Origin of the sequence: Rhizobium sp. 25PS6, from assembly GCF_032464655.1 — a bacterium.
GTDB lineage: Bacteria > Pseudomonadota > Alphaproteobacteria > Rhizobiales > Rhizobiaceae > Rhizobium > Rhizobium laguerreae.
In genome coordinates this window covers 1-14,634 of record NZ_JAWDIV010000018.1, presented here as the reverse complement: position 1 = coordinate 14,634, position 14,634 = coordinate 1, and the positions used below count along the sequence as shown (strand labels likewise).

The following is a 14,634-nucleotide window of genomic DNA, read 5'->3' as shown; positions in this document are numbered from 1 at the left end:
GTCAGGAAACCAGACTTCGGCCAAACTTCGGATTGGCGGCTGGATCCAAACATCGAGAGGACAGTCCCATGGGCAGCATTTACAACGATACCAACCCGGCCTTTTCAGGCCCGACAGGCGGCAGCAGCCTTGCCGCATTTTTTGACAACCGATCGGACGCCGAATCCGCCGTCTCCCGTCTTGAAGACGCGGGTGTGCCGGTTGCGAGAATAAGGCTGATGCCCGGATATGAGGCGGATGGAAAGAATGCCGGCGCGATGAGCGACGACCGAAGCGGCTTTTTCGACGCGCTGGCAGACTTCTTCTTCCCCGACGAGGATCGCGCGGTCTACGCAGAAGGGCTGCGGCGAGGCGGTTTCCTCGTTCAGGTCAATGATGTCGATGACGCGCTCTACGAGACCGTCCACGATATTCTGGACGACGAGGGCAGCATCGACATGGATGAACGGGCAGATCTCTGGTCGTTGGAGGACAGACAGCAAGGCGCGTCCAATACCGGTTTTGCCGGATCGGCGCATGGCGGCAAAGCCTCGGAAGACCTCGCCGTGTCCGAGAGCGCATTCGACGATGCGCGCCCGGTGGCAATGCGGGACACCGCGCATGGAAGCGCCAAGGTGCGTGCCTATACCTTGCCCGACCCTGGCACGACGTCATCGGACAAAACCAATCGGCAATCCCAAGGCCAGTCCCAAACCCAATCGCAAGGCGGATCTCATCAGAGCCAGGGTTTCCGACGCGACCATTGATATCACGAGGCCCGGCCGCAATGCCGGGCCTCATTTCTTCTCGCTCAACTATTCGAGGACATGTCGATGCAATCATCCATCAACCGCCACGGCCTTCCGCCTGACCCCGACGAACTCATCGCGGAAGGTGATCCGCCCTTCGCCGACGCAGCGGAACAGACGGCGCGTGAGAAGGCCGACGAGAGCCTGAACGCCCTGCAGCATGAGGTCAGGCTGCTGAATGCCCGCATAGGCGTGCTGCGCGAGGATGCCGAAGCGGCGCTGAAAGCCAAGGCGGTATCGGTCGATGCAAGCGCTCATGTCCAGCTTGGCGATTATCCCTGGCTGAAACTTGCCGCGGCGATCGGCGCAACCTTCATTGCAGCCAGGCTGGTTCGGCGTCTTGCGCTCGGCGTCCTGCTTGCGGGATTTGTTGGTCATATCCAGGAGGCAAGACCGCGGTGACGATCGCCAATGGCGGCTACCTGGCGCGGACGAATATCGTTCCAGGCACCGATTTGAGTGGACGAACGTCATTGGAGCCGGTGATCGATATGCGAACAAGCGCTCATGTCAAAACCAAGCCGGCAATTCCGGCCAAGGTCGCGACACCGCCTGCGATCGCGAAACGAACCGCATAGGCGATGCTCCCCATACTTGCTGCAAGGACGGCTTTCGCAAGAAAATTGGCGAAAGCGGCGACCGCTATGGCGCGAGCGGCCGCATCCGCGGGCACCTGGATGGATGGCAATTTCGCAACGGCAAGCGTTATCGCCCAGTCCTGTGATGAATGCAAGGGCGATCAGCGACTGAGTTCCAAAGACGATCAAGGTCATTCGCGTCAGGACTGTCACGACGGCGAGAACGAGCGCGAAGCGCAGCACGACCATCACCTCGAGTGGGTTTCGGGGTGAAAAATCGGTGCTGTCATCCGGGCGCTGCAGCAATGCGGCGAAGCCGCCTGCTATGGCGAGGGTGGCAGCAGCCGGAGCGAGTAATGGAGCAAGATCCCTGAAAACAGCTGGTGCAATGACGCCGCAAATCAAAAGCACGCGGGCGAGAGAAACGGCTCCCGCCAGCATTGCTCCCGCTGAGAGGAGTGGGGCGAGGGCAGGCATCTGCTTCGACTGACGGGCGAAGGAAAGCGTCAGCGCCGTCGAGGAAACGATGCCGCCACTGGTCCCGGTCAGCAGTATTCCGGCGCGGGCGCCGCTCAGCTTGATGAGTATATAACCGGCAAAGGAAACGGCTCCCACCAGGATCGTCATCATCCAAAGCTCGAAAGGATTGATTGTCTGCCAAGGATCAATCGGTTCGTTGGGAAGGATCGGGAGGATGATGATCGTCATGGTCAGCAGGATCAGGGCGGCCCTGAGTTCAAGCCAGGTCAATCGGCGAAGAAATCCATGCAACGGCTCCCGCGCTGCAAGAAGGGCGGTTATTGCCACAGCGCTTGCGGCCGTTACCGTCATATCCGCCACAACCGCGCCAAAGCCCAGCGCAAAGACCGCCAAGGCCGCAATGGTGCCGGTGGCGCTGTAATCCTCTTCTTGTGCCGCCTGCATGCGGCTGAAGAGGAGAACCGTGATGCAAAAGAATATAAAGATAGCTGTCGGCAGAATCGGCCCTGTCACAGGCTGGAGGAAACCGCAGAAACCGCCGAGGAAACTTGATAAGCCATAGGTGCGGATACCGGCCACTCTTTTGCCTGGCGCAGCCTCACGATCCTGCCAGCCGCGCTCAATGCCGACAAGAATGCCGATTGCAAGCGCGAGGCTGAGGCGCTGGAATGCTTCTGTCGTCACCAATGATGTCATCATCCGACGGGTCCAAGCGCGCCAACCGATTCATCGAAGGCAGCTGCGCCGTATATGCCATTGCTGTTCACCCGCAAGCTGCTACTCAGCGGCGTCCGGACGGGTTTGCTCCGTGAAGTGCTGATATTCAATCGGGCTTCGCACTTCATCGCTTAACACGGATCTTTGCCGCTTCGCCCAACGAATTCCGCTTGCTTCCTAGGACGGTCAATATCACGCTCGCACTTTCGTGGTGGAGCGACCTTGATCTTCGTCAAAGCGCGGGAGACACCTCTGCGCTATAATAATCTCCAACCATTCGGAGGACATCGGCCGTGAAAGCGCAATTCCATTTACCGCTGGCCACCTATCCAGACGCAAGCTCTTTCTCGCTCCTTCAGAACGCTGTCGCTGTTTCCCTTCACCAGAAGGCCGGGTTGACGGCAAGTATACCGCTGGTCAGGATCGAACCCTTTCAGCCGCGATTTCCGTCACTCATTGACGTCGACAAAATGCGTGCGGAGGCGGAGCGCTTGAGTAAGGACAATGGAACCGTTCTCGGGCAGACGCTCCGTGATTATGCGAAAAAAGCCGAGGTCGAGGTCGAAATCCAGCCATTCGATGCGAGGGAGCCGTTTGTCGCACAAACTCTTGCCGAGCTGTCGCGCGCATATGATCTTTCCATTTTGGAAGCATCTGAGCTGATGAAGCGGCAGATCGAGAGCGTGCTGTTTGAAAGCGGTAGACCGCTCCTGCTTTTTCCTCCGGATAATTTCTGCGGCCGGATCGAGGCTGTTGCCGTCGCCTGGGATGGAGGAGCCACTGTTGCGCGGGCACTGACAGGCGCCAGATTGTTGCTGGAACAGGTCTCGCGTGTCGTCCTGATTTCCGTTACCGATGATAAGCAGATTGACGAGCGCGCCCGAGACCGCCTTGCAACCGCGCTCCGAAAGGCTGGTCTTGCCGTCGATATCGCAGCCGTGCAAGCGCAGGGAAACTCACCGGCCAGCGTCATTCAAGCTGCCGCCCTGGAACGCAAGGCAGACTTGCTCGTCGCCGGCGCATTCGGCCATTCGAAACTACGCGAATTCCTGTTGGGAGGGGTGACACGGTCGCTGTTGACCCACCTCGAAATGCCCACTCTCCTTTGTCACTAATTCAGAGTGCGCGCGGCGCGTCGCCGATAGCCGCAATCGCCATCACCGAAAGTCTGATGCCACAACCAAAGCTTTGGAACGAATCAATGAACCTTCGCGACGTCTGAAGGCATCGGCTTGGCAAGCTCCCTGACGATAGCTTCAAGCGCATCGGCCGTCGTCCGCAGGCCGGTTGACCGCGCAATTTTCAGTGCCGCATTGCAGTGAGCGGACAATTCGTCTTGCTCCCCGTGATCATTCGTCGGGAAGACGATACCCGCATATTGCGACGGGTTTCCGGCTTCATCCCTGAAGCAACGGCCCAAGGCCGCCACGGCGACTATTTGCCCGCTTCGATCAAATACCCGATAGTCACAGCGATACGGATTTCCTGTGATCACCGATTCTGAAATCGCCTTGGCCACAGATGGCTTGTCGTCCGGATGAATCCGGTCGAGGTATCTGATGACCGGCAACCCCGTGAGGGTCTCTTCCGGATCGAGCCCAAACAGATTTGCCAGCGCCGAATCCGCATAAACCTTGTCGCTCGCCAACTCCCAGGTGAAAATGCCAGGCTCGTCGGTAAAGGAAAATTCGGACGTTCCCAAAGCTCTGTTGACATGATTCATTTCCGCATCCCCGGCCTGCACTCCAATGCTGCCGGGTGGCTACGTCACCTGGCTCTCGAAAGAATACGATGCGCTCGATCAAATGACAGGGCGGTCGACCGTTTCGCCCCCAATCTTAGCCGCCTTTCGATCAGACGCAACGGCAAGGACAGTTTAGGTCGACAACGCACACAAGCTCGCTGCTCGCAGCCGACAGCGTCGTTTTCTTGACGCGCACGGCGAAGATGTGCTCCACCTCGGCTTCGACGTTCCAGCATGCGACGAAGCTGACAAGACCGGCGCGAAGGGTTGACGGAAATCATGACGAAAATCGATCTCAATTCTGATTTGGGGGAGGCGTTTGGACCTTGGCGCATGGGCGACGACAAGGCGATCCTTGACGTTGTCACCAGTGCGAACATCGCATGTGGCGGCCATGCCGGAGATCCGGCGACCATGGTGGAGACGCTTGCCTTGGCCAGCGAACGGGGCGTCGTCGCTGGAGCCCATCCGGGCTTTGCAGATCGCGAGGGTTTCGGACGACGCCTGATCCCCTTGAGCATCCGGGAGGTTGAGCAGCTTGTCGCGACGCAGACCGGCGCGCTGATGGGAGCTGCGGCTCTGGCGGGCGCCCGCGTCCGTTACATCAAACCACACGGCGCACTCGCCAATTGGGCGGCCGACGAACGGCCGGTCGCCGACGCCATCATCCGCGCAACCCGAGCGGTCTCGCCGGAACTTGCCATACTGGCGATCTCCGGGACAGAGCTGGAACATGCGGCCCGCGTTGCCGGGATGACCGTCTTCAGCGAAATTTTTGCCGATCGCGGCTATCTCTCCACGGGTCGGCTCGTTCCGCGTACCTTGCCGGGAGCGATGATCCATGACCCCGCGGAGGCGGCATCTAGATTGATCGGGTACCTATCCAGCGGCCTCATGCCGACGGTCGACGGCGTTCAGATCCCTCTCGATGCGCACTCGATCTGCGTTCATGGGGACAGCCCGGGAGCGCTTGCCATGGCCGTCCACGTGCGCCGGGAACTGCAGAAGGCAGGCATCGAGGTGGGTCCATTCCTTCAACAGACAAAGGAAAACAGGTGATGGCCAAAGGCTATCTTATCGCCCAGGCTGCCGTCACCGATCCGGAAGCCTACGGGACCTGCGCGCGGGCTGCGGATGCGGACTTCATTCTGATCGAAGGCGCCGACTGACGTGTCAGAGGACCCGTCCGCATCGTCCGGCAGCGTTCCGACCTACCGCCCGGTGGGCGGGCACGCGGTGCTCGTCGAATTCGGCGCGACCATCGATAAACGGATCCACGATCAGGTCGTCAAGCTGGATGCCGCCTTGAAGGCGGCACCCTTTGAAGGATTCGTCGAAGCCGTTCCGGCCTATGCCAGCATTCTCATATGCTTCGACCCGCTCGTGGCCGATCATCGGACGACGGAGGCGGCCATTGCCGAGCGTCTGACGGCCGAGGTTCCACAGACGATCGGAGCGATGCGCGAAGTCGACGTCTGCTACGATCCTGATCTTGCGCCCGATCTTGCCGCCGTCGCCGAGGCGAGTGGATTATCGCCGGAAGACGTCATATCCACCCATCTCTCCGGCGACTACAGCGTCTTCATGTACGGCTTCGCTCCAGGATACGCTTACCTCGCAGGCGTGCCCAAAGCCATTCAGCAGCCGAGGAAGCCGGCGCCTATTCGTGGCATCGCCGCCGGAAGCGTGCTGATCGCCGGTCCGCAATGCCTGGTGAGCACGCTCACCATGCCGACCGGCTGGTGGATCATCGGCCGCTCGCCGACAAAGATCCTCGACGCCGCGTCCAACGACCGTCCGTTTCTTTTCGACGTCGGCGACGCGGTGCGTTTCCGCCGCATATCCAGGGCCGAATTCGACGCGAGGTGCCTCGCATGAGCGAAGCCGTTCTTGCAATCAACTTCGCGGGTCCCCACGTCGCGGTCCAGGACGGAGGACGTCACGGATTGATGCGTTACGGCGTTCCGGCCTCCGGTCCGATGGACAGGACCTCGTTTGCAGCCGCCAACGCCGCCATCGGCAACCCTGCTGGTCAGCCGACAATCGAAGTCTCCATGGGCGGCCTGGTTCTCGACTGCATCTCGGGGGAGATTACGTTCGGCGTCGCGGGAGGAGGCTTCATCGTAGAGCATGCCGGCGACAAGCGCGGCGCATGGATGGTCGCCACCTTGAAGGCCGGGGAGCGGCTGGCAATCCGTCCGGGACACTGGGGAAGCTGGACGTATCTGGCCTTCGCCGGTCATATCGAGGCGAAGACCTGGCTGGGCAGCATGTCGACGCACAGTCTCTCCGGCCTCGGCGGCGGGCGCCTTGCAGCCGGACAGACGCTCACTATAGCCGATCCGGACGTGCGGGATGATCGACATGGTCCAATCACATGTCCGGTCATCGCAAGACCGCGATCCGAGCTGCGTGTGGTGGTCGGTCCACAGGATCGGTTCTTCTCGAAAGAAACTTTGTCGAATTTCCTTTCATCCCCTTTCCGCCTGAGCGACGCCTATGACCGCATGGGCGTACGCCTCCAAGGTCCGTCGCTTGCGCCAAGCGTCGCGCTGGACATGCCGTCGGAAGCGATCGTGCGGGGCTCGGTGCAGGTCGCCGGAGACGGTGTTCCCACCATTCTGCTGGCCGACCACCAGACGACTGGAGGATATCCCAAGATCGCCACGGTGGTGGATTCGGATCTGGACGCCTTCGTCCAGTTGCGCCCACGCGACCATATCGGCTTCCTGGCCGTGACACCGCAGCAGGCGATCGAACACATTCGGCTTCGGGCTTCGACGATGTCCCGTTACCTCGCGGCAGTCCGCGACGGACCATGACGCGCGAACATGGGCATGTCGATCTGAAGGGTAGGGCGGCGATAGGCGCTTGGAGCTGCGCTTAGCTCGAAGTACTGTTCAGAAAAAATCCACATTCGGTTCGGGGGCACCATGGATTTTCTGAACATCGCGGCGATCGTTTTCTTCCTTCTCGTCTGGGTGGCCGTCGAGCCTTTGATGGCAGCAGGGTGGCCGAGGAAGAACGACAGCCTTTCCGTTGACATGGTGCGCATTCGCGCGGCCTGGATGCGGGAGGTGCTGACGCGAGACAACAACTTCATCGGCGATGCCGCGATCCTCGGGCACACGATCAATTCGGCGTCCTTCTTCGGCTCCGCCAATCTTATCGTCATCGTCGGGCTCAGCGGCGCGCTGTTCATGGAGCCGAACTATGGATCGGGTGGCGGCCTGATCGCGATGTTTGCGGCTCAGGACCCGGCATGGTTTTTCCAGTGCAAGGTCCTCTTGATCATGGCGACGCTGCTGCGGGGCCTATCCGATTTCATCTGGGCGGTCCGGCAGATCAACTACTGCCTGGCGGCGATCGGGGCGAGCCCATCCCGCGATGAGGAGAGGGACATCGCCGGCTGGACGAACGCCCTGACCCTGGTTTTGAACCCGGCGCTTCGATCGTTCAGCGTCGGTGTTCGGTCTTATTACTTCACCTTCGCAGCCGCCTTCTGGTTTCTCGGGCCAATCCCCTTCGCTGTTGCGACCATCCTCAGCGTCGGCATTTTGATCTGGCGTCAATCCTGGTCGGATGCTGCAAAGGGGATCATGGCCATACGCAAGCTGCTTGACTAGAACAGGATGATTTCAGGCGCGGTCGGCCTAAAATTTGAATCCTGTTCTAAATCTAAGAGTTAGAGTATGATGTCGTCCGAAAACGCGCACACTTTTCGGCATCATGTTCTAAAGCCTAACCTTAGGCTGGGTTGCACATAAGCGGTATTGGCGGTGTCCGATGGATCGTCTCGAAGCGATGCGCATATTGCTGGCGGTCGTCGACGCCGGGAGCATCTCGGCCGGCAGCAGGAAGCTCAACGCGCCATTGCCCAGCGTCAGCCGCAAGGTAGCCGAACTTGAGCGGCAGCTTGGGGCAAACCTCATCGTCCGCACCAGCCGCAATCTGCAGCTCACCGATGCCGGGCGCGACTATGTCGACGCCGCTCGAAAGATCATGGCGGATCTCGATGAGGCCGAACGAAGGGCGTCCGGGGAATATCAAACGCCCCGGGGCGTGCTGACGATCACGATGCCGATCGAATACGGGAGCCGATACGTGCTGCCTGTTGCGCTGAGCTTCATGGACGAATACCCGGAGGTATCGCTGAACCTTCTGTCGGTCGACCGTACGGTTGATCTCGTGTCCGAGCAGGTGGATATCGCGATCCGTCTCGGCGACCTCGCCGACAGCGCCCTCCATGCCGCCAAGGTTGGGGAATTCTGCCTGCTGACCTGCGCGAGCCCTGCCTATCTCAAGCGGCATGGCATGCCCGAGCGTCCCGGCGATCTCATCGATCGCGACGGGATCATCTTCAACAAGCGAACATTCTTCTGGACGTTTGACGTCGACGGCACGCCGATAGAGGCGGCGCCTCGCAACCGGCTCGAGGTGAATACGGCGGCGAACTGTGTTGCGGCGGCCGTCGGCGGGGCGGGGATCGCGCGGCTGTTCGACTATCAGGTTCCAGACGAGCTGGCGTCCGGCGCGCTCGTTCCGATCCTTCGCGATTTCGACGGCCCACCCCAGCCCATCCATATCGTCTACGCGCGACAAGGGCTTCTCGCGTTGAAGGTACGGGCTTTTGTAGACTGGGCACTGCCGCGGCTGCGCGCGTTCCGTATGCGAAGATAATCCAATATTATCTGAATGATGCGATTATCTCTTCAGCCGTTTGTTTCGGATTCTGAAGGTGTGGAAAGTGGCCAATGCCTGGCAGGAGGTCGAGTTTCGCACCGATCTTGCCGGCGAACTCGATGCCCATTTCCTTTGTGATATAAATGTCTTTCTCGCCCCAGATCACCTTCATAGGCGTCTTCAGCCGGTCGAGGTTGGCCTCGAGATACTGCTGGTCGCGGGTGAAACTTGCATAGTAGTGCGCGAATGCATCCGCCGACGTGACGCCATCACGGCTCCATGACCGGATCATGTCTTGCTGGACGTCGATCCGCAGATCGAATTGTTCAGCGGGTGAGAGGCCGCGCCTGTGCACGTTCTGAAGGATCTCGTCGCTTGCCTTGTTCATGTAGGCACGGGTCGGCGAGGCGGTTGGCTCGGCTTTGAGATTCTGTAGGTTCTCCCACATGTGGTGCGGCCGGTCGAACGGCGCGAAGTCTCCGACGATGATCTGCCTGGCGATCGTCGGCTCGTCGAGAGCAAGCAGCAGGACGGGGAGGGCACCGATGTCAGTCGCGTAAATCACGAGCTTCGACCGGTCGATGCCTGCCCGCTCGATATAGGCCTTCAACACTCGGGCGTACGCCCTCGGCGCATAGGAAAACCGTTCCGAAGCCGGGCGCGACGACTGTCCGTAGCCTGGCCAATCGAAAGCATGGACGTCGTAGTCGTGAGCAAGCGTTGTCGCGATCTCCTTCCACACCGTCAGTGTTTCCGGAAACCCATGCAGGAAAAGCACTGGGCCTTTTGGCGTGGGGGCGCGGACAAACATCCTCCTCAGCGTCAGGACTTCGTCGATCTCGATAAAGTCGATGGTGTCTTGCGCGGCTTGCGTAGAAGCGAAGGCTTCAGCCGTGTGGGAAGACGGAGTTGCTGCGACTGATGCAGCATGTGCGGTTTTGTCCTTAGACATAGGATGTCCTTTCTGAACGGCGGTCAGCCAAAGCCCAAAAGCCGGCTGTCTCCACAAATAATTGAGCATGGCGTCAGCCCGCGGTAGCCGGAGAAAGTGAGAGGAATCCTCTCGACGGCGGCAGCGCTGCGACTCGGCTGCCCAAGGCTGACATCTGAGTGAGAGGGTGCCTCTCGCTTTCCCGAGGTGCCGGCCGGCCGTCGACCCGCCCAATATCCACCAACCGCCGATTTGAGACAGCTCGTTGGCGTTTGCTTGCGGACGGCAAAGCGTCGGCCGCGACAATATAAGGAAGAACTGATATGACTGACATTACCCAAAGCAGACAGGTTGCGGCCACCCCCGACAAGGTCCGCGGCCTCCCGGGCCACGTCACTGTCGGCACGAACGATCTGGATGCCGCCTCGGTATTCTACGACAAGCTTCTGGCCGTGTTCGGGATCGGACGAGTCCTCGTCCAGCCCAACCGAGCCATCTACTACGGACATCGCACGCTCGAATTCGGCATCATCAAGCCGTTCGATGGCCGCCCTGCCACCGTCGGCAACGGTGGAATGATTGCTTTCGAAGCTCCGTCCCGTTCAAAGGTCGACGAAGCCCATGCAACTGCATTGGCGGCGGGTGGCTCGGACGAAGGGGCTCCTGGTCCGCGTGGCGAGAACGGCACGGGTCCTTACTGCGCATATTTTCGCGATCCAGAAGGCAACAAGCTTCTGATCTTTCGTTCCGGAGCGGACCAGGCCTGACATTTTCGGCATTGAAGCGGGCAGTGCATCTTTTCCTCTCCTCGATATCACGAAAGGACACGGCATCATGGCAATGCTGAACGTTTTGAAACACCGCGACGTATCGCGCCGCTCACTGCTGTCAGGCTTTGCCGCGGCCGGCATAACCGCCGTTTTCCTTCCTCGCACGTCCAACGCCGCTGATGTTGTCGGCGTCGCGTCCGAGGAGGTTCGACCGTTCAAGGTTGAGGTCTCCGAGGCGGCGCTCGCAGATCTCAGGCGGCGTCTCGCCGAGACTCGGTGGCCCGATGGCGAAACCGTCATGGACCGTTCGCAGGGCGTCCAGCCCGACAGGCTGAAGGAACTGGTGCGCTACTGGCAGTCGCCCTACGACTGGCGGAAGGCGGAGAGCAGGCTGAACAGTTTTCCGCAGTTTCTCACCACTCTCGATGGACTGGACATCCATTTCGTCCATGTCCGCTCCCGTCATGAAAACGCGCTGCCGCTGATCATGACCCACGGCTGGCCCGGTTCGGTCTTCGAGCTGCTTGATGTCATCGGGCCGCTCACGGATCCGACGGCGCATGGCGGCACGGCTGATGATGCCTTCCATCTGGTGATCCCTTCGATTCCAGGGTTCGGTTTCTCCGGCAAACCTCCATCGGCGGGTTGGAATCCCCAGCGGATAGCCGCTGCCTGGGACGTGCTGATGAAGCGACTGCATTATGACCGCTATGTCTCGCAAGGCGGTGACTGGGGCGCGATCATCAGCGACGCCTTGGGCCGCCAGGCACCCGATGGGCTGCTCGCGATCCACGTCAACAGGATCGAGCGGGCCACGACGTTTCCAGCGGACGCAGCCCAGGCTCTCAAAGATGGAGGGCCGGCTCCCGACAGCTTGTCTCAGGATGAGAAGGTCGTCTTCGACGAAGCCCGGAACTTCCTCAACAACGGCTTCGGCTACGCAGCGATCATGAGCACGCGGCCGGAGACGATCGGTTACGGCATTGCGGATTCTCCGGTCGGTCTCGCCGCCTGGCTTTACGACAAGATCGCCGACTGGGTATATACACGCGGCGATCCGGAACAGGCCCTTGGCAAGGATGCCATCCTCGACAACATCACGCTGTACTGGCTGACGAACACCGGCCCTTCCAGCGGTCGCATCTATTGGGAAAACGTCATGTCGGGCGCCAAGCTCACGCCCGTCCAAGTCCCGGTCGCCGTCACGGTGTTTCCCGGCGAGGTCTACAAGCCGCCAAAGCACTGGCTGTCGAAGGCCTATCCGAAACTTATCTACTACAACCGCGCCTCCAAGGGCGGTCACTTCGCCGCCTGGGAGGAGCCGGAACTCTTTAGTCAGGAGATCAGGGAGGCCTTCAAAAACTTGCGGTCTTGAAGTCGCCTAGCCTTTGGTTCGCAGCCTGAATCCCAGAGACCGGTTCGTCGATTGACGTTGGTCGTGCAACGCTTCACAAAGTCCGAAGTTTCGACCAACTCAGCAAAAGCGACGACACCATCGCAGGGACCACGGCCACATGCGCATCATCGACGACAGTCATCCCCGCCGCCGCAGACTGTGCGTATTCCTGACGCTGATATTTTCAACGCTTCTGCTGGCGAGTGCAAACCCCGCCTCGGCGGCTGAGCCGACCAATTCCTCGGCGCCGATCCGGGTTATTATCGAATTGCCGAATGATGATTCCGGACGAGCGCTGGTCAATCGGATCGTCCCTAGCAATCAGAAACCGGCGCAGCCGGTAGCAGTCACGCAAGAGGCGGCACCGACGTCGATTGCCACGTCGCTACAGGATTTGCGCCAGAGGTTGCTCACACTCGTCGATGCCGTTCCGACCCTCCCCGGGCAGATCCAGTCGGCGATCCGGGTCTTCCAAACGGATGATCGTATCGAACCTGTCGGCCTGATCTTGGCGGTCATACTCTTCGTCGCAGGCGGGTTCGTTGCGCAGCGCCTCGCCTGGTGGTCAGGGCGAGGGCTGCTCCATTTTGTGCTGAACGCGCCCGCCGACACCGTCCGGCAGCGGATCAAGCTCCACGCCGCCCGGCTTTCAATGGGTCTTCTCGCCTTGGTCGGTTACCTGATCGGAAGCCTCGGCGCGTTTATCCTGTTTCCATGGCCTGCCGTGTTTCGCGATATCGCGCTGATCCTCCTATCAGCCGCGCTCATGGTGCGCCTTGGCGTGCTTGTGGGCCGCATTGTCATCGCGCCAGGCGCCCGCCTGCCGCATATGCGGCTTCTGACGCTTGTCACCTCGCTTGCCTGGTTCTGGTACTACTGGCTCCTCGGAATCGTCGCAGCGCTGGCGGCTGGCTGGGCCACCATTGAAGTGATCGGGACGATCGGGGCTTCACCTATCTTGGTCGACCTCTTTACCGCAGCATGGCTTGGTGTCGTTTCAATCGCTTTGGTCGTTATGATCTGGCTGCGGCACTTTCGTTCTGACAGACCGCCCGTGAGCCGGCTGATCTGTGTCGGCTTCAGCGCGAGCATCCTGCTATCGTGGCTGTTATGGGTATCCGGGCTCCGCGGTGCATTCTGGACAGTGGTCGTCATCACGCTGCTGCCGCTTACCGTTTCGGTGGCTCATGATATCATTCGTCGAATTGTACAATCCGGGGAGGGGGAGGCGGTCGAGGATCCGGCCATCGTCGGATGGTCCGTTGTCATCATGCAAACGCTGCGCAACGGTCTCATCGTGGTCGCTGCGCTGCTCATTGCCCGCGCATGGAATGTCAATCTCAGTGATCTCGCCGCTGCCGAAACGGTGACCACACGCTTGATCCGCGCCGGAATCCGCATCGTGATCGTGCTGCTGGTGACCGACGTAATCTGGAAGCTCGCAAGCACGCTGATCGACAGCCAGATGGCGGTGGCGTCGCGAAGCGAGCAGGAGGGACATCAGGATGGCCCCGAGGCGCGTCGGCGTCAGCGGTTGAATACTCTCCTTCCCATTCTTCGCAATGTACTCTTCCTGGCGATCGGCGCTGTCGGCTTCCTGATGATCCTGGATGCCGTTGGCATCCAGATCGGACCACTGCTGGCGGGCGCTGGCGTCGTCGGCATAGCGGTCGGCTTCGGTGCGCAAACACTCGTCAAGGACATCATCTCTGGCGTCTTTTATCTGTTCGACGATGCCTTTCGCATCGGCGAATACATCCAGGCGGCGAAATATAAGGGTACGGTCGAAGGTTTCTCGCTGCGATCGATCCGCTTGCGCCATCACCGCGGTCCGGTCACCATCGTTCCCTTCGGCGAACTCGGCGCGGTGCAAAATCTCAGCCGTGACTGGGTCATCGACATCATCACACTCACCCTGAATTATGACAGTGACCTCGAGGAGGTCCGCAAGACCATCAAGCGCATCGGCGCTGAGCTTCTGGAGGATACCGAACTCGGGCCCAACATCATCGAGCCCTTGAAAATGCAAGGGATTGAGCAGATGGCGGATTACGGCGTGCAGATTCGGCTGAAGTTCATGACGAAACCCGGCGAGCAGTTCGGCGTCCGCCGAAAGGCGCTCGCCATGCTCAAGAAGACATTCGCGGAAAAAGGCATCCAATTTGCAACGCCGACCGTCCATGTTTCCGGCGGTCCCGCTGATGCCGCGGCAACCGCTGCCGCCTCGGAGCTGCAAAGACCATCGAAAGTCATCCCGCCACTTGAGGAATAGCAACGGCGAGCTTTCCGTCAATACAGTCTGACCGGGACGTTGCCGCCAAGCACGCGTCGTCCGAGACACGGGTTTCGAAAGAGTCCGTTGGCTGGGATCAGCTGTTCTATGAGGGCACGTCCGCAGATGAACTCGTCGATGTGCTGGATCGTCCAGGCGCAAATTCGATCGGGGCGATTTTAAAAGAGTGGGCTATAAGATGGATGACGAAGGTATGCCATTGTAATCAAAAGGCATCCAATGGTTCCATAATCTATCTTATGCGATGTATGCTT

13 protein-coding genes and 1 pseudogene are annotated in these 14,634 nt (G+C 60.1%); 11 read left to right on the top strand and 3 right to left on the bottom strand.

Annotated elements, in window-relative coordinates:
* Nucleotides 1-68 precede the first annotated feature (68 nt).
* Nucleotides 69-746 carry a hypothetical protein gene (locus RWK44_RS24195; protein ID WP_316029498.1) on the top strand — a complete coding sequence of 226 codons (678 nt, stop codon included), beginning with the start codon at nucleotides 69-71 and terminating at the stop codon, nucleotides 744-746.
* A gap of 66 nt (nucleotides 747-812) precedes the next feature.
* Nucleotides 813-1,190 carry a hypothetical protein gene (locus tag RWK44_RS24190; RefSeq protein WP_168283631.1) on the top strand — a complete coding sequence of 126 codons (378 nt, stop codon included), beginning with the start codon at nucleotides 813-815 and terminating at the stop codon, nucleotides 1,188-1,190.
* Nucleotides 1,191-1,293: 103 nt separating this feature from the next.
* Here RWK44_RS24190 and RWK44_RS24185 read toward each other — a convergent pair.
* Nucleotides 1,294-2,545, bottom strand: a pseudogene (locus tag RWK44_RS24185) (MgtC/SapB family protein).
* A 311-nt stretch (nucleotides 2,546-2,856) separates the two neighbouring features.
* On the opposite strand from RWK44_RS24185, the gene RWK44_RS24180 reads away from it, so the two are divergent.
* Nucleotides 2,857-3,678, top strand: a complete 822-nt coding sequence (locus RWK44_RS24180; protein WP_168283633.1) for a universal stress protein — start codon at nucleotides 2,857-2,859, stop codon at nucleotides 3,676-3,678.
* Between the two features lie 83 nt (nucleotides 3,679-3,761).
* Here the strand turns inward: RWK44_RS24180 and RWK44_RS24175 are convergent, their stop codons facing one another.
* Nucleotides 3,762-4,286, bottom strand: a complete 525-nt coding sequence (locus RWK44_RS24175; RefSeq protein ID WP_168287283.1) for a PAS domain-containing protein — start codon at nucleotides 4,284-4,286, stop codon at nucleotides 3,762-3,764.
* Between the two features lie 300 nt (nucleotides 4,287-4,586).
* Between RWK44_RS24175 and RWK44_RS24170 the strand changes: the two genes are divergently transcribed.
* The 5 genes from RWK44_RS24170 (at nucleotide 4,587) to RWK44_RS24150 (ending at nucleotide 8,987) form a co-directional block, all read left to right on the top strand.
* A complete protein-coding gene (locus tag RWK44_RS24170; RefSeq protein WP_316029497.1) occupies nucleotides 4,587-5,366 on the top strand; it encodes a LamB/YcsF family protein in 780 nt (259 codons plus the stop codon).
* Nucleotides 5,367-5,477: 111 nt separating this feature from the next.
* A complete protein-coding gene (locus RWK44_RS24165; RefSeq protein WP_170268500.1) occupies nucleotides 5,478-6,185 on the top strand; it encodes a 5-oxoprolinase subunit B family protein in 708 nt (235 codons plus the stop codon).
* A complete protein-coding gene (locus RWK44_RS24160) occupies nucleotides 6,173-7,129 on the top strand; it encodes a biotin-dependent carboxyltransferase family protein (RefSeq protein WP_025394593.1) in 957 nt (318 codons plus the stop codon). Before RWK44_RS24165 ends, RWK44_RS24160 begins: the two co-directional genes overlap by 13 nt.
* Before the next feature lie 111 nt (nucleotides 7,130-7,240).
* On the top strand, nucleotides 7,241-7,933 hold the full coding sequence (locus RWK44_RS24155) for a DUF599 domain-containing protein (protein ID WP_316029496.1): 693 nt from the start codon (nucleotides 7,241-7,243) through the stop codon (nucleotides 7,931-7,933).
* A 160-nt stretch (nucleotides 7,934-8,093) separates the two neighbouring features.
* Nucleotides 8,094-8,987, top strand: coding sequence for a LysR family transcriptional regulator (locus RWK44_RS24150; RefSeq protein WP_316029495.1), 894 nt, complete (start codon nucleotides 8,094-8,096; stop codon nucleotides 8,985-8,987).
* A gap of 7 nt (nucleotides 8,988-8,994) precedes the next feature.
* On the opposite strand, the gene RWK44_RS24145 is transcribed toward RWK44_RS24150, so the two are convergent.
* Nucleotides 8,995-9,942, bottom strand: a complete 948-nt coding sequence (locus RWK44_RS24145) for an alpha/beta fold hydrolase (protein WP_316029536.1) — start codon at nucleotides 9,940-9,942, stop codon at nucleotides 8,995-8,997.
* A 302-nt stretch (nucleotides 9,943-10,244) separates the two neighbouring features.
* On the opposite strand from RWK44_RS24145, the gene RWK44_RS24140 reads away from it, so the two are divergent.
* The 3 genes from RWK44_RS24140 to RWK44_RS24130 all read left to right on the top strand — a co-directional run bounded on the left by RWK44_RS24140 (nucleotide 10,245) and on the right by RWK44_RS24130 (nucleotide 14,359).
* Nucleotides 10,245-10,688: a VOC family protein gene (locus RWK44_RS24140; protein ID WP_168287279.1), complete on the top strand. Its 444-nt coding sequence runs from the start codon at nucleotides 10,245-10,247 to the stop codon at nucleotides 10,686-10,688.
* A 67-nt stretch (nucleotides 10,689-10,755) separates the two neighbouring features.
* Nucleotides 10,756-12,066 carry an epoxide hydrolase family protein gene (locus tag RWK44_RS24135; protein ID WP_316029494.1) on the top strand — a complete coding sequence of 437 codons (1,311 nt, stop codon included), beginning with the start codon at nucleotides 10,756-10,758 and terminating at the stop codon, nucleotides 12,064-12,066.
* Nucleotides 12,067-12,205: 139 nt separating this feature from the next.
* Nucleotides 12,206-14,359 carry a mechanosensitive ion channel family protein gene (locus RWK44_RS24130; protein ID WP_316029493.1) on the top strand — a complete coding sequence of 718 codons (2,154 nt, stop codon included), beginning with the start codon at nucleotides 12,206-12,208 and terminating at the stop codon, nucleotides 14,357-14,359.
* Nucleotides 14,360-14,634 lie beyond the last annotated feature (275 nt).

Bases quoted from the DNA above. Each gene is read 5' to 3' on its own strand.
- RWK44_RS24135 (WP_316029494.1), top strand. From the start codon at position 10,756: ATGGCAATGCTGAACGTTTTGAAACACCGCGACGTATCGCGCCGCTCA.
- RWK44_RS24145 (WP_316029536.1), bottom strand. From the start codon at position 9,942: ATGTCTAAGGACAAAACCGCACATGCTGCATCAGTCGCAGCAACTCCG.
- RWK44_RS24150 (WP_316029495.1), top strand. From the start codon at position 8,094: ATGGATCGTCTCGAAGCGATGCGCATATTGCTGGCGGTCGTCGACGCC.
- RWK44_RS24170 (WP_316029497.1), top strand. From the start codon at position 4,587: ATGACGAAAATCGATCTCAATTCTGATTTGGGGGAGGCGTTTGGACCT.
- RWK44_RS24175 (WP_168287283.1), bottom strand. From the start codon at position 4,286: ATGAATCATGTCAACAGAGCTTTGGGAACGTCCGAATTTTCCTTTACC.
- RWK44_RS24195 (WP_316029498.1), top strand. From the start codon at position 69: ATGGGCAGCATTTACAACGATACCAACCCGGCCTTTTCAGGCCCGACA.
- RWK44_RS24190 (WP_168283631.1), top strand. From the start codon at position 813: ATGCAATCATCCATCAACCGCCACGGCCTTCCGCCTGACCCCGACGAA.
- RWK44_RS24130 (WP_316029493.1), top strand. From the start codon at position 12,206: ATGCGCATCATCGACGACAGTCATCCCCGCCGCCGCAGACTGTGCGTA.
- RWK44_RS24140 (WP_168287279.1), top strand. From the start codon at position 10,245: ATGACTGACATTACCCAAAGCAGACAGGTTGCGGCCACCCCCGACAAG.
- RWK44_RS24155 (WP_316029496.1), top strand. From the start codon at position 7,241: ATGGATTTTCTGAACATCGCGGCGATCGTTTTCTTCCTTCTCGTCTGG.